The organism is Allobosea sp. GW822-FHT05A11 (assembly GCF_058800455.1).
On sequence record NZ_JBXAMI010000005.1, the window covers coordinates 228,946 to 250,758 of the forward strand.

At 65.9% G+C, this 21,813-nt stretch carries 21 protein-coding genes; 8 read left to right on the forward strand and 13 right to left on the reverse strand.

The window, feature by feature from the left end:
* Positions 1 to 4: 4 nt before the first annotated feature.
* Complete coding sequence (locus AC1RLU_RS18090; RefSeq protein WP_492797248.1) at positions 5 to 913, reverse strand: dihydrodipicolinate synthase family protein; 909 nt, start codon at positions 911 to 913, stop codon at positions 5 to 7.
* A gap of 115 nt (positions 914 to 1,028) precedes the next feature.
* Here AC1RLU_RS18090 and AC1RLU_RS18095 point away from each other — a divergent pair, with 115 nt between their 5' ends.
* Both AC1RLU_RS18095 and AC1RLU_RS18100 read left to right on the forward strand, forming a co-directional pair.
* Positions 1,029 to 2,363: an aspartate aminotransferase family protein gene (locus AC1RLU_RS18095; RefSeq protein WP_492797662.1), complete on the forward strand. Its 1,335-nt coding sequence runs from the start codon at positions 1,029 to 1,031 to the stop codon at positions 2,361 to 2,363.
* 18 nt (positions 2,364 to 2,381) lie between these two features.
* Positions 2,382 to 3,281 (forward strand): beta-keto acid cleavage family enzyme, encoded by a 900-nt coding sequence (locus AC1RLU_RS18100; RefSeq protein WP_492797249.1) that lies wholly within the window; start codon positions 2,382 to 2,384, stop codon positions 3,279 to 3,281.
* Between the two features lie 270 nt (positions 3,282 to 3,551).
* Here AC1RLU_RS18100 and AC1RLU_RS18105 read toward each other — a convergent pair whose 3' ends face one another.
* Positions 3,552 to 4,784 carry an MFS transporter gene (locus AC1RLU_RS18105; RefSeq protein ID WP_492797250.1) on the reverse strand — a complete coding sequence of 411 codons (1,233 nt, stop codon included), beginning with the start codon at positions 4,782 to 4,784 and terminating at the stop codon, positions 3,552 to 3,554.
* Positions 4,785 to 5,157: 373 nt separating this feature from the next.
* Between AC1RLU_RS18105 and AC1RLU_RS18110 the strand changes: the two genes are divergently transcribed.
* Positions 5,158 to 5,871, forward strand: a complete 714-nt coding sequence (locus AC1RLU_RS18110) for an orotate phosphoribosyltransferase (RefSeq protein WP_492797252.1) — start codon at positions 5,158 to 5,160, stop codon at positions 5,869 to 5,871.
* Positions 5,872 to 5,874: 3 nt separating this feature from the next.
* A complete protein-coding gene (locus AC1RLU_RS18115; RefSeq protein ID WP_492797254.1) occupies positions 5,875 to 6,513 on the forward strand; it encodes a TIGR00725 family protein in 639 nt (212 codons plus the stop codon).
* Positions 6,514 to 6,525: 12 nt separating this feature from the next.
* Here the strand turns inward: AC1RLU_RS18115 and AC1RLU_RS18120 are convergent, their stop codons facing one another.
* Entirely contained in the window at positions 6,526 to 7,038 is a 513-nt protein-coding gene (locus AC1RLU_RS18120) for a MarR family winged helix-turn-helix transcriptional regulator (RefSeq protein ID WP_492797256.1), read from the reverse strand.
* Between the two features lie 246 nt (positions 7,039 to 7,284).
* On the opposite strand from AC1RLU_RS18120, the gene AC1RLU_RS18125 reads away from it, so the two are divergent.
* The gene (locus AC1RLU_RS18125; RefSeq protein ID WP_492797258.1) at positions 7,285 to 7,965 is read left to right on the forward strand and encodes an alpha/beta fold hydrolase; all 681 of its coding nucleotides are present in this window, start codon (positions 7,285 to 7,287) and stop codon (positions 7,963 to 7,965) included.
* A gap of 1 nt (position 7,966) precedes the next feature.
* On the opposite strand, the gene hemH is transcribed toward AC1RLU_RS18125, so the two are convergent.
* Positions 7,967 to 9,031, reverse strand: coding sequence for a ferrochelatase (hemH, locus tag AC1RLU_RS18130; protein WP_492797259.1), 1,065 nt, complete (start codon positions 9,029 to 9,031; stop codon positions 7,967 to 7,969).
* A gap of 183 nt (positions 9,032 to 9,214) precedes the next feature.
* On the opposite strand from hemH, the gene AC1RLU_RS18135 reads away from it, so the two are divergent.
* Entirely contained in the window at positions 9,215 to 10,735 is a 1,521-nt protein-coding gene (locus AC1RLU_RS18135; protein ID WP_492797261.1) for a bifunctional metallophosphatase/5'-nucleotidase, read from the forward strand.
* Positions 10,732 to 11,430, forward strand: a complete 699-nt coding sequence (ung, locus tag AC1RLU_RS18140) for a uracil-DNA glycosylase (protein WP_492797262.1) — start codon at positions 10,732 to 10,734, stop codon at positions 11,428 to 11,430. The genes AC1RLU_RS18135 and ung overlap by 4 nt, the downstream gene beginning before the upstream one ends.
* Positions 11,431 to 11,439: 9 nt before the next feature.
* Here the strand turns inward: ung and AC1RLU_RS18145 are convergent, their stop codons facing one another.
* The 7 genes from AC1RLU_RS18145 to AC1RLU_RS18175 form a co-directional block, all read right to left on the reverse strand.
* A complete protein-coding gene (locus tag AC1RLU_RS18145) occupies positions 11,440 to 12,672 on the reverse strand; it encodes a phenylacetate--CoA ligase family protein (protein WP_492797263.1) in 1,233 nt (410 codons plus the stop codon).
* Positions 12,673 to 12,713: 41 nt separating this feature from the next.
* Positions 12,714 to 13,559, reverse strand: a complete 846-nt coding sequence (locus AC1RLU_RS18150; RefSeq protein WP_061965924.1) for an ABC transporter ATP-binding protein — start codon at positions 13,557 to 13,559, stop codon at positions 12,714 to 12,716.
* 69 nt (positions 13,560 to 13,628) lie between these two features.
* Positions 13,629 to 14,957 (reverse strand): ABC transporter substrate-binding protein, encoded by a 1,329-nt coding sequence (locus AC1RLU_RS18155; protein ID WP_492797265.1) that lies wholly within the window; start codon positions 14,955 to 14,957, stop codon positions 13,629 to 13,631.
* A 102-nt stretch (positions 14,958 to 15,059) separates the two neighbouring features.
* A complete protein-coding gene (locus AC1RLU_RS18160) occupies positions 15,060 to 16,139 on the reverse strand; it encodes a branched-chain amino acid ABC transporter permease (RefSeq protein ID WP_492797267.1) in 1,080 nt (359 codons plus the stop codon).
* Positions 16,140 to 16,152: 13 nt separating this feature from the next.
* Positions 16,153 to 17,067, reverse strand: coding sequence for a branched-chain amino acid ABC transporter permease (locus AC1RLU_RS18165; protein ID WP_061966074.1), 915 nt, complete (start codon positions 17,065 to 17,067; stop codon positions 16,153 to 16,155).
* Between the two features lie 172 nt (positions 17,068 to 17,239).
* Positions 17,240 to 18,055 (reverse strand): ABC transporter ATP-binding protein, encoded by an 816-nt coding sequence (locus AC1RLU_RS18170; RefSeq protein WP_061965930.1) that lies wholly within the window; start codon positions 18,053 to 18,055, stop codon positions 17,240 to 17,242.
* Entirely contained in the window at positions 18,052 to 20,037 is a 1,986-nt protein-coding gene (locus AC1RLU_RS18175; RefSeq protein ID WP_061965932.1) for an AMP-dependent synthetase/ligase, read from the reverse strand. The genes AC1RLU_RS18170 and AC1RLU_RS18175 overlap by 4 nt, the downstream gene beginning before the upstream one ends.
* A gap of 270 nt (positions 20,038 to 20,307) precedes the next feature.
* Between AC1RLU_RS18175 and AC1RLU_RS18180 the strand changes: the two genes are divergently transcribed.
* On the forward strand, positions 20,308 to 20,706 hold the full coding sequence (locus tag AC1RLU_RS18180; RefSeq protein ID WP_492797269.1) for a VOC family protein: 399 nt from the start codon (positions 20,308 to 20,310) through the stop codon (positions 20,704 to 20,706).
* 88 nt (positions 20,707 to 20,794) lie between these two features.
* Here AC1RLU_RS18180 and AC1RLU_RS18185 read toward each other — a convergent pair whose 3' ends face one another.
* Entirely contained in the window at positions 20,795 to 20,980 is a 186-nt protein-coding gene (locus AC1RLU_RS18185) for a hypothetical protein (RefSeq protein ID WP_113586842.1), read from the reverse strand.
* A gap of 78 nt (positions 20,981 to 21,058) precedes the next feature.
* Positions 21,059 to 21,733: a Crp/Fnr family transcriptional regulator gene (locus tag AC1RLU_RS18190; RefSeq protein WP_061965938.1), complete on the reverse strand. Its 675-nt coding sequence runs from the start codon at positions 21,731 to 21,733 to the stop codon at positions 21,059 to 21,061.
* Between the last annotated feature and the right edge of the window lie 80 nt (positions 21,734 to 21,813).

The following is a 21,813-nucleotide window of genomic DNA, read 5'->3' on the forward strand; positions in this document are numbered from 1 at the left end:
CGTATCAGGCCGGGAGAAGCCCGAGCTCGTCCATCGTGCGGCGCAGCTTGTCGAGATCGGCACCTGCCAGTGGCATGACGGGATCGCGCGGTGCGCCCGAGGGCTGCCCGATCAGGGCCAGCGCCGCCTTGAGCGAGGACGGCCAAGTGCCGATGCCCATCAGGGCCTGATAAATGACAGTCAGCCTATAATGGAGCTGGCGCATCTCGGCGCCGGGCGCCTGCTGCGCCAGAGCGGTGAGGCGCCCGGCATCCTTGCCGAGCAGCTCCGGCCCCGTCGCGATGAAGCCCTTCGCCCCCAGCGCGATGCCGGGGAAGATGTAATGGCAAGGCCCGACCAGAATGGCGATCTTCTCGCGCAGCCGCTCCAGGAGATGGGTATGGTGGAAGAAGTCCCGGTTGGATTCCTTGATCGCGACGATGGGCGCGACATCGAGCAACGCCTCGACATCGGCCGGTGACAGGTCGATCCCGGTGCGTCGCGGGGAATTATACAGGATGATCGGCGTATCGACCGCCTTCGCCACAGCATCGAACCGCCGCAACAGCTCTTCGCGCGTGGTCTTGAGAACATAAGTCTGCGGCATGGCGAGCACGCCGCTCGCGCCCGCTTCCATCACCGCCCGGGCATAGCGGATGGTTTGCGCGGCGCTCGGGGCACTGACGCCGGTAACGACGGGCACACGACCCGCGGCGGTGTCGACGGCGATTTGGGTCAGCCTGGCGCGTTCGGCGGCGTCAAGGCTCCAGCTTTCACCATTGTCGCCGGCGACGGCGATGGCGGTCGCGCCGCAGTCGATCAGCCAGGCGACGATCGCGGCAAAATCGTCCTCGACGATCCGGCCTTCCGTATCGAAGGGCGTCACGACCGCCGGAATGAAGCCGCCGATCGTCGCTGCTGAAATTCGGCTCATGCCGGAACCCCTTAGTTTCTCGAAAATCGGTCTTGCGTGCCGATCGTGTAAGTTTCATATACGAGTATGTGTTTTGTATATCAACACTTGTTTTCGAGATCGAGAGGGCTTTGACGTGAGCTCCGTCCTGCACCGCAATCTCACCATGGACCTGCCGCTCGCCGTCCGGGGCGAGGGGGTTTATCTCTATGACGCGTCCGGCAAGCGCTACATCGATGCGTCGGGCGGCGCGGCCGTCTCCTGCCTCGGGCATTCGGCTTCTGCCGTTGCAGCGGCCATCAAGGCACAGGTCGACGCCCATGCCTATGCGCACACGTCCTTCTTCACCAGCGAACCGGCGGAGCGTCTGGCCGCGTATCTCATGGAGCGTGCGCCGGAAGGTTTCGGCCGCGGCCGCGTCGCCTTCGTCGGCAGCGGGTCGGAAGCGATGGAAGTCGCGCTGAAGCTTGCCCGCCAGATCGGGGGAGAGCGCGGAGAGCCGGAGCGTCATCATCTCATCGGCCGGCGGATGAGCTATCACGGCAATACGCTGGGCGCGCTTTCGGTCGGCGGCCATATGGCGCGGCGCAAGCTGTACGAGCCGCTGCTGCTGCCGTCCGTGTCGCATATCGACGCCTGCCATGCCTATCGGCTGAAGCGCGAGGACGAGACCGAGGCGGAATATGGCGAACGGGCCGCCAACTTGCTCGAAGCCGAAATCCTGCGAATTGGCGCGGACAAGGTGCTGGCCTTCGTGGCCGAGCCGGTCTCAGGTGCGACGCTGGGCTGCGTGCCCCCCGCTCCGGGTTATTTCAAGCGGATCCGCGAGATTTGCGACCGTTATGGCGTGATCTTCATCGCTGACGAGGTCATGTGTGGGATGGGGCGCACCGGCAGCCTCTTCGCCATCGAGCAGGAGGGCGTCTGCCCCGACATCATCACGGTGGCCAAAGGCCTGGGCGCCGGATACCAGCCGATCGCCGCGGTGCTGGTGCGCGAGACCCTGATCGAAGCGATCGAGAACGGCACGGGGGCACTGGCCAACGGACATACCTATATGGGCCACCCGGTGGCCTGCGCCGCGGCGCTCGCCGTCGTGGAAACGATCGAGAAGGGCGGATTGCTCGACGCTGTCCGTCAGCGCGGCCAGCAATTGCGCTCCGAGCTGGAGCGGCGGCTCGGCCAGCACCCCCATGTCGGTGACATCCGCGGGCGAGGACTGTTCCAGGCGATCGAGCTGGTCGAGAACCGGGCAGACAAAACCCCGTTCTCGCGCGACCGTCGCCTTGCCGAAACGCTGAAGACCTCGCTGCAGCAGCAGGGGCTGATCGCCTATCCGTCCAGCGGCACGGCCGATGGCGTCGCGGGCGATCATCTGCTGCTTGCGCCGCCCTACATCGTGTCATCCGACGACGTCGAGACGATCGCGAGCGGTGTCGAGCGCGCCATTTCCCAACTACTTCCAGCCTGAACACGGACGAACATCGCCATGGGACGCAAGACAATCCTCACCTGCGCAGTGACCGGCAACCTGACGACGCGGGAGCAGCATCCCGGTCTGCCGATTACGCCGGAAGAGATCGCCCGCGCCGCGATCGAGGCCGGGCGGGCGGGCGCGGCCGTCGCGCATATCCATGCGCGCGACGTGAAGACCGGAAAGGGAAGCATGGATACCGAGGCCTTCCGTGAGATCATGGCGCGGATCAAGAATGCCGGCTCCGACATCATCATCAATCTCTCGACCGGCGAGGGCGGGCGATACATGCCGTCCGAGGCCGATCCGGCGGTGGCCGGGCCCGGCACGACGTTGACGACGCCCGAGCGGCGCGTGGCCCATGTCGAGGCGCTCAAGCCGGAGATCTGCACGCTCGACTTCAACACCATGTTCTCGGGCTCGGCGGTCGTGATCAACACGCCGCGCAATCTAGAGATCATGGCCAGCCGGATCTATGCGGCGGGAGTCCTGCCCGAGGTCGAACTGTTCGATACCGGCGATCTGCATCTCTGCAAGATCTTCATCGAGCGCGGCCTGATCAAGACGCCGACGCTTTTTCAGATCGTCATGGGCATCCGCTATTCCGCCGTCGCGAACCCGGAAACGCTGATGTATTTCCGTTCCCAGCTGCCGCCAGATGCGATCTGGGCGGCGTTCGGCATCGGGCGCCACGAATTCCCCATGCTCGCGCAGGCCTGGCTGCTCGGCGGGCATGTCCGCGTCGGCCTCGAGGACAACGTCTACATCTCCAAGGGCAAGCTGGCGAGAGACAATGCCGAGCTTGTCGAGAAGAGCGTGTCGCTGATCGAGAATCTCGGTGGCAGCATCGCGACGCCCGCGGAAGCCCGGGCGATCCTAGGCCTGAACGGCTCACGCTGCATGAGCTCGCTGTAGTCGAAGGAGGCACTTATAAGGGGCCGCGGTTACCTCGCGGTGGCAGTCTCGCGGATGCGCGCTATTCTGCGGGCGCCCGCCGACGCCATACCAGTCGATCCAATGTAACTTGGAGCGAGGGATCCGCGTCAGAAACATGCAAGCGTCGGATCTTCCGGCGCTTTTTGCTTTTTGGGCTGTAACCCTTCGATTTGCCGGAAACCGCCAGGCTTCAAACGCAAGAGGGCGCCGTCTGGCGCCCTCTGCAGGTGTTTTCGAAGCTCTACGCGTTCACGTCAATTCCGCGCCGCGCTTCTCAGGGATGAGGAGCCACATGGCGAGGAGGTCGAGGATGTAGAGTGCGGCGAGCAGGGCGATGGCGGTCTGGAAGCCATAAGCCGCCGCGATCGCGCCGACCACGACCGGGCCGAAGCCGCCGACGCCGCGGCCGATGTTGAACAGCACGTTCTGGGCGGTGGCGCGCGCCGCCGTCGGGAAGAGCTCGCTGATCAGCGCGCCATAGCCGCCGAGCATGCCGTTGACGAAGAAGCCCATCACCGCGCCGGCGACGAGCAATTGCATCGGATCGGTCAGGCGCGAATAGACCACGACCATCACGGCGGCGCCGATCATGTAGCCGAAGAAGGCCGGGCGGCGCCCGATCCGGTCGGCGATATGGCCGAAGGCGAAGATGCCGAGCGCCATGCCGCCGATGGTCACCGCCGTCCACACCGCCGATTGGGTCAGCGCGAAGCCGAACCGCGTGGCGAGGTAGTTCGGCAGCCAGATCATCACGCCGTAATAGCCGAAGTTCTGGACCGAGCAGAGGATGACCATGCCGAGGCTGAGCTTGGCGGTCTCGCGGTCCTTGACCAGCAGGCGCAGGGCCGATTCCTTCGGCCGGTCCTTGGAGCGGGCGACGAAGACCTCGGGCTCGTGCAGGGAGTGGCGGATGAAATAGGCCGCGACCGCTGGCAGGATGCCGATGGCGAACATGCCGCGCCAGCCGATCGTGGGCAGCAGGATCGGGGTGGCTATTGCCGCGGCGAGCACGCCGACCTGCCAGCCGAGGCCGACATAGGAGGAGGCGCGCGCCCGCTTCGAGGCCGGCCAGGCCTCGGCGACCAGCGCCATGCCGATGCCGAACTCGCCGCCGAGCCCGAGGCCGGCGATGGTGCGGTAGATCAGCAGGTCCCAGTAGCCCTGCGCCAAGGCGCACATGCCGGTGAAGACGGCGAAGAGGACGATGGTCCAGGTCAGCACCCGGACGCGGCCGATACGGTCCGAGAGCATGCCGAAGCCGATGCCGCCGAGCACGGCGCCGACCAGCGTCGCGGTGACCAGCGAGGCGGCCTGGGCCTGGCTGAGCTGGAGGTCGGCCGAGATCGCCCGCAGCATGAAGCCGAGGATCAGGAGGTCGAACCCGTCCATCGCATAGCCGATCGCTGCACCCCACAAGGCCTTGCGCGCCTTGCTGTCCACTTCCGTTGGTGCGGCGGCGGCTGCCGCTTGAAGATCGCTCATGATGAAAGCCCCTTGTCTGCTCCGGCCAAGCCCAGCGGAGCGGCGATGCGGCATGGCGTCGCCCATATTCAGATCGTTTGGCATCTCATGCGGCCTGGGTCGGCGCAATGAGCGTCCGCGCCCCAGCCTGTGGATGTCGTGGGAAACCCTGTCATGAGCGTTTTTCGGGAACGCCGGGGTCATCCTGCGGTCCGGCTGGCGGCTGGAGGGAGATGCAGCGGAGCAGGGTTGCAGATCGCGGTGAAAATCGCCGGGCAGAGGGATTGACCTGCCGGGCCGAGGCGATCAGAAGAGGCCGTTTGCCAATTCGACCAGCCCTTGCGCCCTTGCCGTTCCCGGCGAGCGGCGTCGCTCAGCCCGGAGAGACCGCGCCATGTCCCACCTGTTCACCCCCACCGACAGGACCGTGATCGCGCGCGAAGCGGCCAAGATGCTGCTCGAAATCAAGGCTGTCCACTTTTACAGCGACAAGCCCTTCTTCTTCACCTCGGGCTGGGCCAGCCCGGTCTATATCGACTGCCGCAAGATCATCTCCTATCCGCGCCTGCGCTCGACGCTGATCGATTTCGCGGCGACGACGATCGTGCGCGATATCGGCTACGAGTCGCTCGACATCATCGCCGGCGGCGAAACAGCGGGCATTCCCTTCGCCGCCTGGATCTCCGATCGTCTTTCGCTGCCGATGCAGTATGTCCGCAAGAAGCCGAAGGGTTTTGGCCGCAACGCCCAGATCGAGGGCTCCGTCGTCGAGGGCGCGCGCACCCTGTTGGTCGAGGATCTCGCCACCGACGGCCGCAGCAAGGTCAATTTCGCCGAGGCGCTGCGCAATGCCGGCGCCGACGTGCAGCACTGCTTCGTGCTGTTCTACTACGACATCTTCCCGAAGAGCCGCGAGCTGATGGCCGAGATCGGCGTCAACTTGCATTATCTCACCACCTGGTGGGACGTGCTGGCCGTGGCCAAGGAGAGCGGCCATTTCGAGCCGCGTATCCTGGCCGAGGTCGAGAGCTTCCTGAATGACCCGGCGAGCTGGTCGGCCAAGCATGGCGGCATCTCCGCCTTCGGCGAGGAGAAGAAGCCGGCCTGAGCCATGGCGCGCGAGCTGCAGCTGCGATTCGATCGCGAGAACGCGCAACTACTCGACGGGCGCGGCCGGATCTTCGATCCGGCGACCCGGCGTTGGAGCGAGGCGACCGCAATGGCGGGGCGGGGAGAACCCGTCTCTCTGGCCCGCGCTCTTCGCTGGCTCCAGCGCGACAGCGGGATGCCGCTGCGGACGCCCGTCGCCGTGATCGGGACGCGCACGCCGACCGTCGCGCAGGAAGCCGCCGCCGTTGCGATGGGGCGACGGCTCGCGGAGCATGGCGTCACCGTTCTGTGCGGCGGCCGTTCCGGGGTGATGGAAGAGGTCTGCCGCGGCGTGGCGGAAGCCGGCGGCCTGTCGATCGGTCTCCTGCCCGATGACGAGCCCGAGGCAGCCAATCCCTATGTGACCGTCCCGCTGGCGACCGGGATCGGCGTCGCCCGCAACGCGCTGATCGCCCGGGCCGCCTGCTGCCTCGTCGCGATCGGTGGCGGTTATGGCACCTTGTCCGAGATCGCTTTCGCCTTGCAGTTCAAGCGCCCGGTCTTCCTGCTGGAAGGCGCTCCCGTGGTGGATGGTGCGCAGGCCTGCACTGACGCGGACGCCGCGCTCGACGCGGTGGCGGGGGTGATCCTGGCGCTCTGAGCGCGCCGGAATTTACGGCTTTTCGGGGCGGCTCGTTGCCGCGCCGCCACGCGCTTCGAGAGCCTTACCGACGCGGCGCATCGCCTCGCCGGCGGCGTTGCATTCTTCGTCACTCAAGACCTGCATCATCGCCTCGATCTCGGCGACATGGACCGCCATCGCCTTGCGGGTCAGCGCTTCTCCGGCAGGCGTGAGCCAGAGGCGGCGCAGGCGCTTGTCGGCCTCGTCATTACGGCGCTCGATCAGGCCGCGCTTCTCCAGCACGGGCAGCAGCATGCTCATCGCGCTGCGCCCGACCAGGAGCTTCTCGGCCAAGGCCTGCTGGGAGAGGCCGGGGACATGGAAGATATTGGCGAGCACGTCGTAATGCGCGAGCTGGATGTCGAGCGGCGCCAGGGCCTCGGTGAAGACCTTCTCCCAGAGGCTGTGCGCGCGGGCGACGGCGATCCAGTTGCGGAAACGCGGCAATTCCCAGGGCAGGACCTGCGCTTCAGGCGAAGCAGAAGGGGCTTGTATTTTGTTCATGACTGAACATAATGGTTCAGCGCTGAACAAGATCGGGTCTTCGCCATGACCACTGCCACCCTTCGCTACATGCGCCCGCTGGTCCGGGCCGCGAGCTTCATAGCTCCGCGCACAGCCGGCCGGCTGGCCTTCCGCCTCTTCTGTACCCCGCCGAGGCCGTCGACGCGAAACGGAAACGGCAAGATGGGGCAGCCGCCGCGGCTGCGACAAGCGAGCTTGCGCGCGATACCGTTTCCGTGCGGGAGCGTGCAGGCCTATGTCTTCGAGCCTGAGGAGCAGGCGCCGACCCGGACGGTGCTGCTGGTCCATGGCTGGACCGGCGATGCGGCCTCGATGACGGGCTTCGTCGAGCCGCTCCTGGCGGCTGGCTTCCGGGTCGTCGCCTTCGACCTGCCTGGCCATGGCGCCTCGACGGGGCGGGAGCTCAATATTCCGCTCGGCGTCGCGAGCCTTGCGGCGGTCGCGCGGGTGTTCGGGCCATTCCACGCGATCGTCACCCATTCCTTCGGCGGCGCGATCACGCTGGCCGCACTGGCGGGCTCGGTCAGGGGACAGCCGGTGGTCAGCGCGGATCGGCTCGTGCTGATCTCGGCGCCGTCCTCGATCACTCGGATCACCCGGCAATTCGGCCATGCGATCGGTCTCGGCCGGCGCGGGCAGGCGGCGCTGGAGCAGCGCATCCATGTCGTCGCCGGCAATCCGGTCGAGGCTTTTGAGGCGCCGCTCCAGCTCAAGGCGATCGGCCTGCCGACGCTGGTGATCCATGATCGGCAGGATCGCGAACTGGGCTTCGCGCATGCCGAGGCGTTGGAGCAGGCCGGCCCGTTCGTCCGGCTGGAAGCGACGGACGGGCTCGGCCACCGCCGCATCCTGAAGGTGCGCCCGGTCGCCGAGAGCGTGGCGCGCTTCGTCGCCGGCGAGGGCTAGCTCAGAGCCAGCCCATCAATTCGCGCTGCACGACCTCGGCGATGACGTCGATGCCTTCGGGGGAATCGTTGAGGCAGGGCAGGTAGGCGAATTTCTCGCCGCCATTATGCAGGAAGATCTCGCGGTTCTCGCCGTCGAGTTCTTCCAGCGTCTCCAGGCAATCGGCCGAGAAGCCCGGCGCGACGATCGCCATCGATTTCTTCCCGGCCTGGGCCAGGGCCTTCACCGTTTCGTCGGTATAGGGTTGGAGCCACTCGTCCGGACCGAATCGCGACTGGAAGGTCAGCGGGAACTGCTCCTCGGAGAGGCCGAGCTCGGCGCGCAGCAGGCGCCAGGTCTTCACGCACTGGCAATAATAGGGGTCGCCCTTCAACAGATACTCCTTCGGCATGCCGTGGAAGGAGCAGAGGATGACCTCCGGCGCGAAATCGAGCTTCGCCAGCGAGGCACGCATCGAGCGGGCGAGCGCGCCGATATAGACGGGGTCGTCGTGATAGGGCGGGGCGACGCGCACCGAAGGCTGCCAGCGCATCTGCATCAGCGCGCGAAAAGCCTGGTCGCAGGCGGTCGCCGAAGTCGGCGCGGCATATTGCGGATAGAGCGGCACCAGCAGGATACGATCGCAACCCTGGTCGAGCAGGGCCTTCAGCCGGCTCTGCACATCGGGGAAGCCGTAGCGCATGGCCCAGTCGAAGACGACGCGCTCTCCGGCCAACGGCTTCAGGCGCTCGGCCAACTGCTCGGTTTGCGAGCGGGTGATGGTCTTGAGCGGGCCCTCGTCACGCTCCTTGTTCCAGATCGAGGCGTAGTCCTTGCCCTTCCGGCCCGGCCGGGTCGAGAGGATGATCAGGTTGAGGATCGGCCACCATTTCCAGCGGGGCTCCTCGATGACGCGGCGATCGGAGAGGAATTCCTTGAGATAGGCGCGCATCGGCCAATAGCCGGTGCCCTCGGGCGTGCCGAGATTCATCAAGAGCACGCCGATGCGGCCGTACTGTACCTTCGGATGGTCGGGTGGCAGGGAAGCGGCCTCGCGGGCCGGCACTGCGGCGATGTCAGCGGTCATGAACGCGTGCACTCCTTGGCGTCGTGATTTAGACGAGTTCGCGCTTTCGTCCAGCCTTGAAGCTGCTCGAATGGCAGGGGTGCGACACTGCTTCCCGCCGTCGGGCGGCCCGAAACCCCTCTGGTCAGCGCCTCGCTCCTCTTGCTAGTCTGGAGCGGTTCTCAGGACATAGGGGCGCTTGCCATGACGAAGCTCACCCGCCGCAAGGCTCTCGGTGTCCTGGCGGCGCCAGTGACGCTCGCTGCGACCGCGCCCGTGGCGATGGCCCAGCAGCCGGCACCGAGCTTCACGCTGCTGCTGCTCAACGACATCTACAAGATGAGCGACGACAAGGGCCGCGGCGGTTTCGCGCGCGCGGCTGGCATCGCCAAGGCCGAGCGTGCCAAGGGCGTGCCGGTGCTGTTCTGCCATGCCGGCGACTGTTACTCGCCCTCGCTGATGTCGGGCTTCGACCAGGGCGCGCATATCGTTGCGATGCAGAACAAGATGGGCATCGACGTCTTCGTGCCCGGCAACCACGAATTCGATTTCGGCAAGGAGAACTACCTCAAGCTGACGGCAGCGCAGAGCTACCCGACCTTCGCCGCAAACCTGCGTGACGCTGCCGGCAGCATCCTGCCGCATCACAGGGATTCGCAGATCTTCGAGCTCGGCGGCATCAAGGTCGGCGTCATCGGCGCCGCCTTCGACCCGACCCCGCAGGTATCCTTCCCCGGTGACCTGAAATTCTCCTCGACCATGGAGGCGCTGCGCCGCGAGGCCAAGGTTTTGAAGGGCGAGGGCGCCGATATTCTCGTCGCCGTCGTCCATGCCGACCGGAAGACGGATTACGAGATCGTGCGCTCGCGCGTGGTCGATATCGTGCTCACCGGCCACGACCACGATCTCGCCATTGCCTATGACGGCAAGGTGGTGATGGTCGAGTCGAACGAGGAGGGCAATTACGTCACCGCGATCGACATCGCCGTCAGCGTCAAGGGCGAGGGGGCGGCGCGGCAGGTCTCGTGGACGCCGACCTTCCGCGTCAACGATTCCCGCGCAGCGACGCCGGACGCGGATGTCGCCGCCATCATCAAGGGCTACGAGAGCGAGCTGTCGAAGGAGCTCGACGTCGACATCGCGACGCTGGCCGCGCCGCTCGATTCCCGCACCGGCGTCATCCGCACGCAGGAGACCGCGATCGGCAACCTGATCGCCGATGCGATCCGCTCCGCGACCGGCGCGCAGCTCGCCATCACCAATGCCGGCGGCATCCGCGCCAACAAGCAATACGCGGCCGGGCAGAAGCTGACGCGCCGTGACGTATTGAGCGAACTGCCCTTCGGAAACGCCACCGTGATGGTCGAGATCACCGGCAAGGACGTGAAGGACGCGATCGAGAACGGCCTGCGCGATGCGCCGCAGGGCGCCGGGCGCTTCCCGGTGGTGTCCGGCCTGACATTCGAGGCCGATCTCAAGCAGCCGCAGGGCTCGCGCGTGGGTGCCGTCACTGTCGACGGCAAGCCGATCGATCCGGCCGGCAAATACACCGTCGCCTCCAATAACTTCATGCTGGAAGGCGGTGACGGCTACACGGCGCTGAGCCGCGGCAGGACGCTGATCGGCCTCACCGACGGCAAGCTGATGGCTAATGAGGTGATGGTCTATGTCCGCAAGCTCGGCACAGTCGATGCCAGGGTCGAAGGCCGGGCGGTCCTGAAGTGAAATGTACTGAAGCGCTCGCAGCCTTCCTGGCGAGCGGGAATTCAGCCGGCTGGCGCGAGCTGCCGGTCTTCGCGGCCGATGGGGCTGCTGCGCGCGCCTGCGCGGCGGTCGATGCCGAGCGGTCGGCCGGGCATGTGGTGGCTCCGGCACCGGAACGGGTCTTCGCCGCGCTGGCGCTGACGCCGCTCGATGCGGTCCGGGCCGTGATCCTGGGCCAAGACCCCTATCCGACGCCGGGCCATGCCAACGGGCTCGCCTTTTCCTATGTCGGCCCGCCGCCGCTGCCGCGCTCGCTCGTCAATATCTACAAGGAGCGAGCTGAAGACCTGGGAGAGCCCGCGCCCTCGGACGGCGACCTGACGCGCTGGGCGAAGCAGGGCGTCTTGCTGCTCAACACGGCGCTGACGGTGCGGGAAGGGGCGAGCAAGGCCGGCTCGCATCTCTCGCTCGGCTGGGGGGCGGTAACGGATGCGGTGATCGCGGCTGTCTCGCGCCAGCGGCCGCATGTGGTCTTCCTGCTCTGGGGCAATCCAGCGCAGACGAAGCGGCCCCTGATCGACGAGAGCCGACATCTGGTCATCGCCAGCGCGCATCCCTCGCCGCTGTCGGCGCGGCGAGGGTTCTTCGGCTCGAAGCCGTTCAGCCGAGCGAATGCGTGGCTGGACGAGCAGGGGGAGAAGCCGATCGCGTGGTGACGCGCGGCGTCACCCCACGGGGCGTTCGTCGGCGATGACCTTGCCGTCGTTCGGCAGCGCGCCGAGCGGGAGGATTTCGACCGCACCCTTCAGCTTCGTCACTTGCTGCAAGGTCGAGGACACCGCGTCGATCAGGCCGGCGGCCTCGGCGTAGATCTCGGCCTTCAACGTCATCGTGTCGGTCTCGTTGGCACGGCCGACGACGAGGCGGAGTTTTGCGATCTCGGCATGGCGCCTGGCGATCTCGGCGACCTGCTCGGGCCGCACGAACATGCCCTTGATCTTGGCAGTCTGGTCGGCGCGGCCCATCCAGCCCTTGATCCGGGTGTTGCTGCGACCGCAGGCGCTCACGCCCGGCAGGATGGCGGTGAGGTCGCCGACCGCGAGCCTGATCTGGGGATGATGCGGGTCTAGATTGGTGATCACGACCTCGCCAACCTCGCCCTCTGGAACGGGGTCGCCGGTGCCAGGCCGGACGATCTCGACGATCAGGTTCTCATTCAGCACCATGCCTTCGCGGGCTGCCGTCTCATAGGCGATGACGCCGACATCGGCGGTGGCATAGAGCTGGTAGGCATCGATGCCGCGCTCCCTGACCCAGGCCTGCAGCGAGGGCGGGAAGGCGGCGCCGGAGACCACCGCGCGCTTGATCGAGGAGATGTCGACGCCGCGCGTCTCGGCCGCCTCGATCAGGATCTTCAGGAAGTCGGGCGTGCCGGCATAGGCGCTCGGGCGGTAGGCGGAGATCACCTCCATCTGCTGCTCGGTATTGCCGGGACCTGCCGGGATCACGGTGCAGCCCACCGCGCGTGCGGCGGAATCCATGATGAAGCCGCCAGGCGTCAGGTGATAGCTCAGCGTGTTCAATACGATATCGCCCGGCCGGAAGCCGGCGGCGTAGAGGCCGCGTGCGGCGCCCCAGGCGTCGGCAGCGGTGCCTTCAGGCTCGAAGATCGGACCGGGAGACGTAAAGAGCCGACCGAAGGAGTTAGCTGCCTCCGAGACGAAGCCGCCGAAGGGCAGGGCCGCCTTCTGAAGCGCCGGGAGTTCCGCCTTGCGCAGGATGGGCAGGCCGGTCAGTGACTTGCGGTCAGTGATCGCATCGGGGTCGATGCCGGCGAGCCGTTCGGCATAGGCCGGCGCTTTCAGGGCTGCTGCCAGCACCGCCGGCAGCCTTGCGAAGAGGTCGGCCTCGCGCGCGGCAGGCGAACGGGTTTCGAGCGCGTCGTGGTGCTCTGTCATGGCGGGGTCTCGTCTGTCGGGTGCGGTGCCGGATCGTGCGTTCACGACAGCCAGCGCTTGCGGCGCTTGTAGCTCTTCACTTCACGAAAGGACTTCTTGTTGCCCTCGGCGACGCCGAGATAGAATTCCTTCACGTCCTCATTCTCGCGCAGCATCTTGGCTTCGCCGTCCATGACGACGCGGCCGGTCTCCATGATGTAGCCATAGGTCGCGTAGCGCAGCGCCATATTGGTGTTCTGCTCAGCGACGAGGAAGGAGACGCCCTCGTCGGCATTGAGCCCGCGGACGATCTCGAAGATCTCCTCGACGATCTGCGGGGCGAGGCCCATCGAGGGCTCGTCGAGCAGGATCATCTTGGGGTTCGACATCATGGCGCGGCCGATGGCGCACATCTGTTGCTCGCCGCCGGAGGTGTAGCCGGCCTGCGATGAGCGGCGCTGCTTCAGGCGCGGAAACAGGGTGTAGATCTTCTCGAGGTCGCGCTTGATCGCGGCATTGCCGTCGCGGCGGGTGAAGGCGCCGGTCAGCAGGTTCTCCTCGATCGAGAGATGGCCGAAGCAGTGCCGGCCTTCCATGACCTGAATGCAGCCGCGCCGGACGAGCTCGTTCGGGGACATCCTGTCGACGCGCTCGCCGTCGAAGACGATCGAGCCCTTGGTGACCTCGCCGCGCTCGGCCTTGAGCAGGTTGGAGATCGCCTTCAGCGTCGTGGTCTTGCCGGCGCCGTTGGCACCGAGGATCGCGACGATGCCCTGGCGCGGCACGGTGAGCGAGACGCCCTTCAGCACCAGCACGACATGGTCGTAGATGACCTCGATGTTGTTGAGCGACAGGATGGTGTCGCTCGCGGTCGCGGCGGCCTGCTTTTCGAGGGTGGCGGTCGACATCGGCCTCTCCCGGACAATCGGTATCGATGGGGTGCCGGCGGCGGAGAGCCGCCGCCGGCTGCCGTCAGATCAGGACGACTTTTCGCAGGGCTCGGTGCGCTTCGGCCAGTTGCCGGCCTTCTCGATATAGTCCTTGGCGTTGGCCTCGATCAGCGGCCGGACCTCGTCCTTCAGAGGCTCGACCCAGTCGCCCTTCTTGGTCCACTTGGTGCCGTCCCATTCCGAGACGAACATCTTGCTGTGGCCGGAATGGTCGGCGCAGGAGATCGTGGTCGGCGTGACGAAGCCGCCAAGCCCGATCTCCTTGAGGCGCGCCTCGGTGAGATTGAGGGATTCCAGGCCGCGGCGCATGTCCTCGGCGGTGATCACCTTCTTGCCGGTCAGCTTCTGCGCGTTGCGCACGGCCTCGACGACGAGCATCGCGTTGTAGACGCCGCGGTTGTAGAGCGCTTCGCCGACCTTCTCCTTCGGCGTCGTGCTCTTGCCCTTGTCGACCACGTATTTGAGGATGTCCTGCATGGCGGGCGCCTCGGTGCCGGCGAGCGTCCAGCTCAGCGACTTGTAGCCCTTGGCCTGGTCGCCGCCAGCGCGGGCGTCGTCATCGCCACCGGCCCACCAGACGCCGACCAGCTTGTTCATCGGGAAATTGTTCTTGGCCGCTTCCTTGACCGCGGTCGGGTTCATCGCACCCCAGCCCTGGTTATAGAGGAAGTCCGGCCGGTCGCGGCGGATCGAGAGCCAGAGCGAGCCCTGGTTCTGCATGTCGGCGGCGGCCACCGGATAGAGCTTGAGCTCGAAGCCGTATTTCTTGGCGAGGTTCTCGAGGACCGGGATCGGCTCCTTGCCGAAGGGCGCGTCGAGATGGATCAGGCCGAGCTTCTTGCCCTTGAGCTTGTCCATGCCGCCGAGCTCGGCCGCCATGTGCTTCACCATGACGGAGGCGCCGTCCCAGTAGGTGAAGGGCGGGATGAAGACCCACGGGAAATTCGTGCCGTCGGCCGAGGAGGACAGGCCGTAGGCCATCGACAGGATCGGGATCTTGTCGACATGAGCGCGCGGGATCGCGGCCAGCGTCGCGCCGGTCGACCAGGGCGAGTAGACGATGGTGTTCTTCGACTTGGCCTGCTCGTAGCACTCGATCGACTTCTTGGTGTCGTAGCCGGTCTCGCATTCCTCGTAGATGACCTTGACGCCGTTCACGCCGCCGTCGCGCTCGTTGATCATCGTGATGTAGTCGCGCATGCCGTCGCCGATCGGGATGCCCGAGCCCGAGAACGGGCCGGTGCGATAGGCGTTGTTGGCGAAGTAGACGCTGTCCTGCGCCATGGCCGGGGCAAGCGCGCCGGCGGCGAACAGGGCCCCGAGGGCTGCACCCTTCAACAGATTGCTGGTCTTCATGGACTTCCTCCGTTCGTTTCCTCCGGGCCGGTTCCAGCCGGTCCCGTCTTGTTTTCGCCGGCGCTTCTGTCGTGCCGGTCGTTTCTTGGGCTCTCTCCCGCGTCAGTACGGGAAGGGCCACGTCCGCAATTTCTGCTTCCCGATCTGCCAGAGCCTCGCGAGGCCGTGCGGCTCGACGATCAGGAAGATGATGATCAGCGCGCCGACCAGCATGAAGGTGACATGTTCGGCCGCCGCGCCCTGGATCGGGATGCCGAGCGCCGGCAGGCCGAATTTCAGCGCCGTCGGCAGGATCGACAGGAAGGCCGCGCCGAAGAAGGAGCCGATCAGGGAGCCGAGGCCGCCGATGATGACCATGAACAGGATGTTGAAGGAGAGGCGGATCGAGAACACGTCCGCAGCCTCGCCGCCGCCGTACCAGAGGAAGATCATCATCGCGCCGGCGACGCCGCAGAAATAGGAGGAGACGGCGAAGGCGGCGAGCTTGGCATTGAGCAGCTTGATACCCATCAGCTCGGCGGCGATATCCATGTCGCGCACCGCCATCCAGGAACGGCCGAGCTTGCCGTGGACGATGTTGGAGGCGAACCAGGTCAGCACCACGACGAGGCCGAGGCAGACGAAATAGCGGGTCTCCGGGGTCGCGGACGCACCCGTCAGGGGGATGTCGAAGAGCGTGCGCTGCGGCACCTCGATCGCGCCCGAGGCGTTGTAGTTGAACAGCCAGGGCACGCGCACGAAAGCCCATTGCAGGAAGAACTGCGCGGCGAGCGTCGCGACCGCCAGGTAGAAGCCCTTGATGCGCAGCGAGGGCAGGCCGAAAAGCACGCCGATGCCGGCCGAGAACAACCCCGAGAGCAGGATCAGGACGATGATGTTCACGCCCGGGAAGATCGTGGTCAGCTTGTAGCAGCTATAGGCGCCGACACCCATGAAGGCGGCGGTGCCGAGCGAGATCAGCCCGGTATAGCCGGTGAGGATGTTGAGCCCGACCGCCGCCAGCGAGAAGATCAGGAATGGGATCATCACCGAGGCGATGAAGAAGTCGCTGCCCAGGAAGGGGATGGCGACCAGCGCGACGCCTAAGATGACGGCGATGCCGATCCGGTCCTCCCTGAGGGGGAAGACCGCCATGTCGGCGGAATAGGTGGATTTGTATTGGCCGGCCTCGCGGTAGAGCATGTCGTCCGGCTCCTCAGATACGTTCGATGATCTTGTCGCCGAACAGGCCCTGCGGCCGGAACAGCAGGAAGCCGAGGGCGATGAAATAGGCGAGCCAGCTCTCGATGCCGCCGCCGATCAGCGGGCCCCAGTAGAACTCGCCGAGCTTCTCGCCGATTCCGATGATCAGGCCGCCGACGATGGCGCCGGGGATCGAGGTGAAGCCGCCGAGGATCAGCACCGGCAGGGCCTTGAGCGCCACGATCTCCAGCGCGAAGGACACGTCCGAGCGGGCGCCCCACATGATGCCGGTGATCAGCGCGACGATGCCGGCGGTGAACCAGACGATCACCCAGATCTGGTTGAGCGAGATGCCGACCGAGAGCGCCGCCTTGTGGCTGTCGGCCACCGCTCGCAAGGCTCTTCCGATGCGGGTGTACTGGAAGAAGGCGGCGAGCGCGGCAATCATCAGCGAGGCGATGAGGGCGGCGGCGATATCGATCTTCTGGAGCGAGACCAGCCCGCCGAGGATCTGCAGGTCGACCGCGCCTTTCGGCAGGTAGAGCTGCTCGGCGATCATCTGCTTGGGATTGCCGCCGAAGAGCGCTTCGCCGAAGCCGATCAGGAAATAGGTGATGCCGAAGGTCGCCATGAACAGGATGATGTCGGGCTGGTTGACCAGCGGGCGCAGCACCACGCGCTCGATGGTGACGGCGAGCGCGAACATCACGCCGAGCGTCAGGATGACCGCGAGGAAGGCCGGCACGCCCTTCTCGTAGAGGCCGACCAGGGTCAGCGCCGCGAACACCACCATGATGCCCTGGGCGAAGTTGAACACGCCCGAGGCCTTGAAGATCAGCACGAAGCCGAGCGCGATGAGCGCATAGAGCACCCCGGAGACGAGCCCTTCCCAGACCGTCTGCACCAGCAGGTCCGGCGCCTGCGCCATCTGCTGGAACGGGTCGACGAAGATCGCGTAGAGCGTGTTGGTGGAATCGAGCCGGACTCCGATCGCGAGTGCCGCAATCACGGCCGCAACGATCAGGCCGGCCTTGACCAGCGGGTTGGCGAGAAGGTTCGGGGCGGGGCGGGTGGCGATGTCGCTCATGTCTCCACGCTCCTCAATGCGCCACGCCGAGATAGGCGTCGATGACCTTCTGGTTCGCCTTGACCTCGTCAGGCGTGCCGTCGGCGATCTTGCGGCCGTATTCGAGCACGACGACCCGGTCGGAGAGGTCCATCACCACGCCCATGTCGTGCTCGATCAACGCAATGGTGGTGCCGAACTGGTTGTTCACGTCGAGGATGAAGCGGCACATGTCTTCCTTCTCCTCGAGGTTCATGCCGGCCATCGGCTCGTCGAGCAGCAGCAGCTCCGGCTCCATCGCGAGCGCGCGGCCAAGCTCGACGCGCTTCTGCAGGCCGTAGGGCAGCTTGCCGACAGGCAATTTGCGGATGTGCTCGATCTGCAGGAAGTCGATGATGTCCTCGACGACGCGGCGATGCGCGATCTCCTCCTGCATCGCCGGGCCGTGGCGCAGGGCCTGCCAGAAGAAGCCCTTCTTCATCTTGAGCGTGCGGCCGGTCATGATGTTGTCGAGCGTCGACATGCCCTTGAACAGCGCGACGTTCTGGAAGGTGCGGGCGATGCCGCCGGCGGCGGCGCGATGCGGGCGCATCTTGGCGCGGCGCTCGCCCTTGAAGACGATCTGGCCTTCCTGCGGCTGGTAGAAGCCGTTGATGCAGTTCAGCATCGAGGTCTTGCCGGCGCCGTTGGGGCCGATGATGGCGCGGATCTCGCCCTTGCGGATGTCGAAGGAGACGTCGGTGATCGCCTTCACGCCGCCGAAGCGCAGCGAGATGTTCTCGACCGAGAGCAGGACCTCGCCCTTGTCGCGGACGGGCACGCCGGTCACGTTGATCGGTTCCGCGTTCATGCCGCCTTCGCCGCGGACGGCGCCCCCTCGACCGTGACGGGATAGAGCCTGGCGTCGCGCACCTTGACGCGGGCCGAGATCACCCCCTTGCGGCCATCCTCGAAGGTGACTTCCGTCGAGATGTCGGCGGCGTCCGAGCCGTCATAGAGTGCGGTGACCAGCGGGGCGTAGCGCTCGGCGATGAAGCCGCGGCGGACCTTCTGGGTGCGGGTGAGCTCGCCGTCGTCGGCATCGAGCTCCTTGTGCAGGATCAGGAAGCGCTTGATCTGGGCGCCGCCCATCATCGGCTCGGAGGCGAGCGAGCGGTTCACCTCGTCGACATGCTTGGCGATCATGTCGTAGACGAGATCGTGGCCGGCGAGCTCCTGATAGGAGGCGTAGACCACATTGTTGCGCTCGGCCCAGTTGCCGACGGCGATGAGGTCGATATTGAGCGCGACGGTGGCATAGTCGCGGCCCTGGCCGAAAGCCACGACCTCCTTGATGTTGGGATAGAACTTGAGCTTGTTCTCGATGTATTTCGGCGGGAAGAGGTCGCCGCTGTTGAGCTTTCCCACATCCTTGGCGCGGTCGATGATCTTGAGGTGGCCGCCGTCGTCGAAGAAGCCGGCATCGCCGGAGCGGACATAGCCGTCGGCGGTCATCGTCTCCGCGGTCTTGTCGGGGTCCTTGTAATAGCCGCCGAAGATCGAGGGCGAGCGGTAGAGCACCTCGCCATTGTCGTCGATGCGGATATCGACCATCGGCGCGGGCTTGCCGACGGTGTCGGCCTTGATCTCGCCGTTCGGCTGCATGGTGATGTAGACCCCGGCCTCGGTCTGGCCGTAGAGCTGCTTCAGGTTGATGCCGATCGAGCGGTAGAAGCGGAAGAGCTCGGGGCCGATCGCCTCGCCGGCGGTGTAGCCGACCTTGATATTGGTCAGGCCGAAGCGGTTGCGCAGGGGGCCGTAGACCAGCATGTCGCCGAGCTTGTAGAGCAGGCGGCCCTTCAGCGGCACGCTCTCGCCGTTCAGGATCTGCTCGCCATAGCGCTTCGCGACGTCGAGGAAATAGTGGAACATCTTCCGCTTGAGCGCGCCGGCATCCTCCATGCGCACCATGGTCACGGTCAGCATGTTCTCGAAGACGCGCGGCGGGGCGAAGGCATAGGTGGTGCCGACCTCGCGGCGGTCGTCGATCACCGTGTCCGGGCTTTCCGGGCAATTGACGCAGAAGCCCGCCAGCATCGCCTGCGCATAGGAAAACACATGGTCGCCGACCCAGGCGATCGGCAGATAGGCGATGACCTCGTCGGTCTCGTTCAGCCCGTCGAAGCCGCAGCCGATCTCGGCGGCGATCAGGACGTTGAAATGGCTGAGCATCACGCCCTTGGGCCGTCCGGTCGTGCCGGAGGTATAGAGGATGATGCCGAGATCGGAGCCCTGGCCCTGTTCCATCTCGCGGGCCAGCGCGGCCTCGATCTGCGGGTCCTTCAGCGCCTTGGCGCCGGCCTCGATCACCGTCTCGATGGCGTGGAGCTTGCTGTGGTCGTAGTCGCGCAGGCCCCGGGGCTCGTCATAGAGCATGTGCCGGAGATGCGGCAGGCGCTCGGTGATCGAGAGCAGCTTGTCGACCTGCTCCTGGTCCTGCACCACGGCGATGACCGCCTCGGCATGGTCGAGGACATAGGCCATCTCCTCGGCGACGCCATCGGCATAGACAGGCACGGGAATCGCACCGAGCCACTGCGCCGCGCACATCGACCAGTAGAGCTTCGGCCGGTTCTGGCCGATGATCGCGACCTTCTCGCCGCGCTTCAGGCCGAGCTGCCGCAAGCCCTCGGCGAAATCGCGGACATGGGTCGCGACCTCGGCCCAGTTCCAGGACTGCCAGATGCCCAGGTCCTTGTGGCGGAAGGCCACGCGCGAGGCGCGCTCCCTTGCATTGCGCAACAGCAATTTCGGAAAGGTATCCGCCTCGCCGGCGGTGCCGCTTGCCACGATTGCGTTCTCCCTGTCGAGCCGCCATGCGTCGTGGCGACTTCCGCGGGCCGGTTTCCGGCCTCGTTCTCATGCAAGACTTGCAGGCGGCCATCATCTTCGCAAGGACCCGCTTGACAGACAATTCGCCTTTTGGTGATTATCGTCCCGCCGAAGTTTGCTTCTCACGCAGATGTGTTGCGTGCGCTTTTGCTTCGGCCCTGATTTTCCTCACGAATTCGGCCGATTGAATCGGCGGGCGGAACCGTGCCTGCGACGGTGGCGGACAGACTCATGCTTCATCATCTGTCTTTCGGCGTTGCCGGTATCGAGCGTGCCTGCGCCTTCTACGACGCGGTGCTGGCGCCGCTCGGCTATGTCCGGGTCTGGTCGGACCTGCGGCCCGGCGAGACCGGGCAGGCGGTCGGCTACGGCTGGCCGGGCGGAGGCGACAAGCTGGCGCTGAAGCTCAAGCCGGAGGGTCAGCGGCCGCCGGGGCCGGGCTTCCACCTCGCCTTTGCCGCGCCCGATCGCGCAGCGGTCGACAGATTCCATGAGGCAGCGCTTTGGCATGGCGGGCGCGACAATGGCGCACCCGGACTGCGTCCTCACTACGGGCCGCATTACTACGCCGCCTTCGTGATCGATCCCGACGGCTACGCGATCGAGGCGGTGTTCAACGAGCCCGCGTAATACGCCCTGACGGCGAGAATCGTCATGGCGAAAGCCCGCCATCCGGGGAATGGCGGGCTGTTCGAGATGCGATGGCGGTCATCCGAAACTAGCGGCGCCCACCAGCTCGCGGATCGGTGCTTCGCCGGTCATTGCGGATTTTCACCGGCTGGCATGCCTGGAACGGATCGAGCCAATTGCCCCAGAGGCGACGGGCGATATCCGACTGGACGGCGGCATATTCGGTGAGCTGATCGGTGACCCGTTTCGAGAACAGGTCGAGGAGGCCAAACATTGCAGCGGTTCCTTTCTCAGCCATTGGCTGTTCGGGATAAGCAACGCGCGAAAGGCGATTTGGTGCCGTAGCGGCCCTTCACCCTTCGTAGCGCGAAAGCCGATCGAGGTCGCGGATGGTGATGCTGCCATGCCCGAGCTCGATCAGGCCGAGATCGGCGAGCTTGGCCAGACCCTGGTTCGCCATCTGCCGGGAAATGCCGGCGAGCATGCCGAGCTCCTCCTGCGAGATCGCCAGCGTGCGTCCGAGATCGGGATAGAGGATGGGATTGAACAGCCAGGCGAGGTTGCGGGCCAGCCGGCCGGTGGAATCCAGCGTACGCTCGGTCTCGGCGAGCGAGATGAACTGGGCGAGGCGCTCGTTGAACTGGTGGACGAGGAAGCGGTTGAAGGCGGCCGAATGCTCGAACAGCCAGAGGAAGGTCGAGCGGCGCATCAGGGCGATCCGGGATTCGCGCAGCGCCACCAGCTCGTAGCGGCGTGCCTCGGCCTTGATCACGGTGCCTTCTCCGAACCAGGCGCCGGAGCGCAGGCCGGCGAGCGTCGCCGTCTTGCCGGATTTCGAGGTCGTCGCCATCTTGACCAGTCCGTCGGCGACGCCGGTCCAGGATTCCAGCCGGTCGCCGACATGGCAGATCGAGGCGCCCTTGCCATAGCTCTTGAAGGAGATGCCGCGCCGCGCCTCCTCGAATTCCGCCTCGGAAAGATCATGGGACCAGGAGGCGATGGCGCGCAGTTCCTCGGGGGTGATCACAAGCAATCCTTGAAGCCGGCTGTCGGCTCAATATGGCGTGCGGTGGCAATCGGACTCAAGTTGAACCAAAGAGGCGCCGA

Bases quoted from the DNA above. Each gene is read 5' to 3' on its own strand.
- AC1RLU_RS18150 (WP_061965924.1), bottom strand. From the start codon at position 13,559: ATGTCGACCGCCACCCTCGAAAAGCAGGCCGCCGCGACCGCGAGCGAC.
- AC1RLU_RS18145 (WP_492797263.1), bottom strand. From the start codon at position 12,672: ATGACAGAGCACCACGACGCGCTCGAAACCCGTTCGCCTGCCGCGCGC.
- AC1RLU_RS18110 (WP_492797252.1), top strand. From the start codon at position 5,158: ATGTCCCACCTGTTCACCCCCACCGACAGGACCGTGATCGCGCGCGAA.
- AC1RLU_RS18105 (WP_492797250.1), bottom strand. From the start codon at position 4,784: ATGAGCGATCTTCAAGCGGCAGCCGCCGCCGCACCAACGGAAGTGGAC.
- AC1RLU_RS18185 (WP_113586842.1), bottom strand. From the start codon at position 20,980: ATGTTTGGCCTCCTCGACCTGTTCTCGAAACGGGTCACCGATCAGCTC.
- AC1RLU_RS18155 (WP_492797265.1), bottom strand. From the start codon at position 14,957: ATGAAGACCAGCAATCTGTTGAAGGGTGCAGCCCTCGGGGCCCTGTTC.
- AC1RLU_RS18100 (WP_492797249.1), top strand. From the start codon at position 2,382: ATGGGACGCAAGACAATCCTCACCTGCGCAGTGACCGGCAACCTGACG.
- AC1RLU_RS18160 (WP_492797267.1), bottom strand. From the start codon at position 16,139: ATGCTCTACCGCGAGGCCGGCCAATACAAATCCACCTATTCCGCCGAC.
- AC1RLU_RS18170 (WP_061965930.1), bottom strand. From the start codon at position 18,055: ATGAACGCGGAACCGATCAACGTGACCGGCGTGCCCGTCCGCGACAAG.
- AC1RLU_RS18115 (WP_492797254.1), top strand. From the start codon at position 5,875: ATGGCGCGCGAGCTGCAGCTGCGATTCGATCGCGAGAACGCGCAACTA.
- hemH (WP_492797259.1), bottom strand. From the start codon at position 9,031: ATGACCGCTGACATCGCCGCAGTGCCGGCCCGCGAGGCCGCTTCCCTG.
- AC1RLU_RS18165 (WP_061966074.1), bottom strand. From the start codon at position 17,067: ATGGCGCAGGCGCCGGACCTGCTGGTGCAGACGGTCTGGGAAGGGCTC.
- AC1RLU_RS18135 (WP_492797261.1), top strand. From the start codon at position 9,215: ATGACGAAGCTCACCCGCCGCAAGGCTCTCGGTGTCCTGGCGGCGCCA.
- AC1RLU_RS18090 (WP_492797248.1), bottom strand. From the start codon at position 913: ATGAGCCGAATTTCAGCAGCGACGATCGGCGGCTTCATTCCGGCGGTC.
- AC1RLU_RS18180 (WP_492797269.1), top strand. From the start codon at position 20,308: ATGCTTCATCATCTGTCTTTCGGCGTTGCCGGTATCGAGCGTGCCTGC.
- AC1RLU_RS18120 (WP_492797256.1), bottom strand. From the start codon at position 7,038: ATGAACAAAATACAAGCCCCTTCTGCTTCGCCTGAAGCGCAGGTCCTG.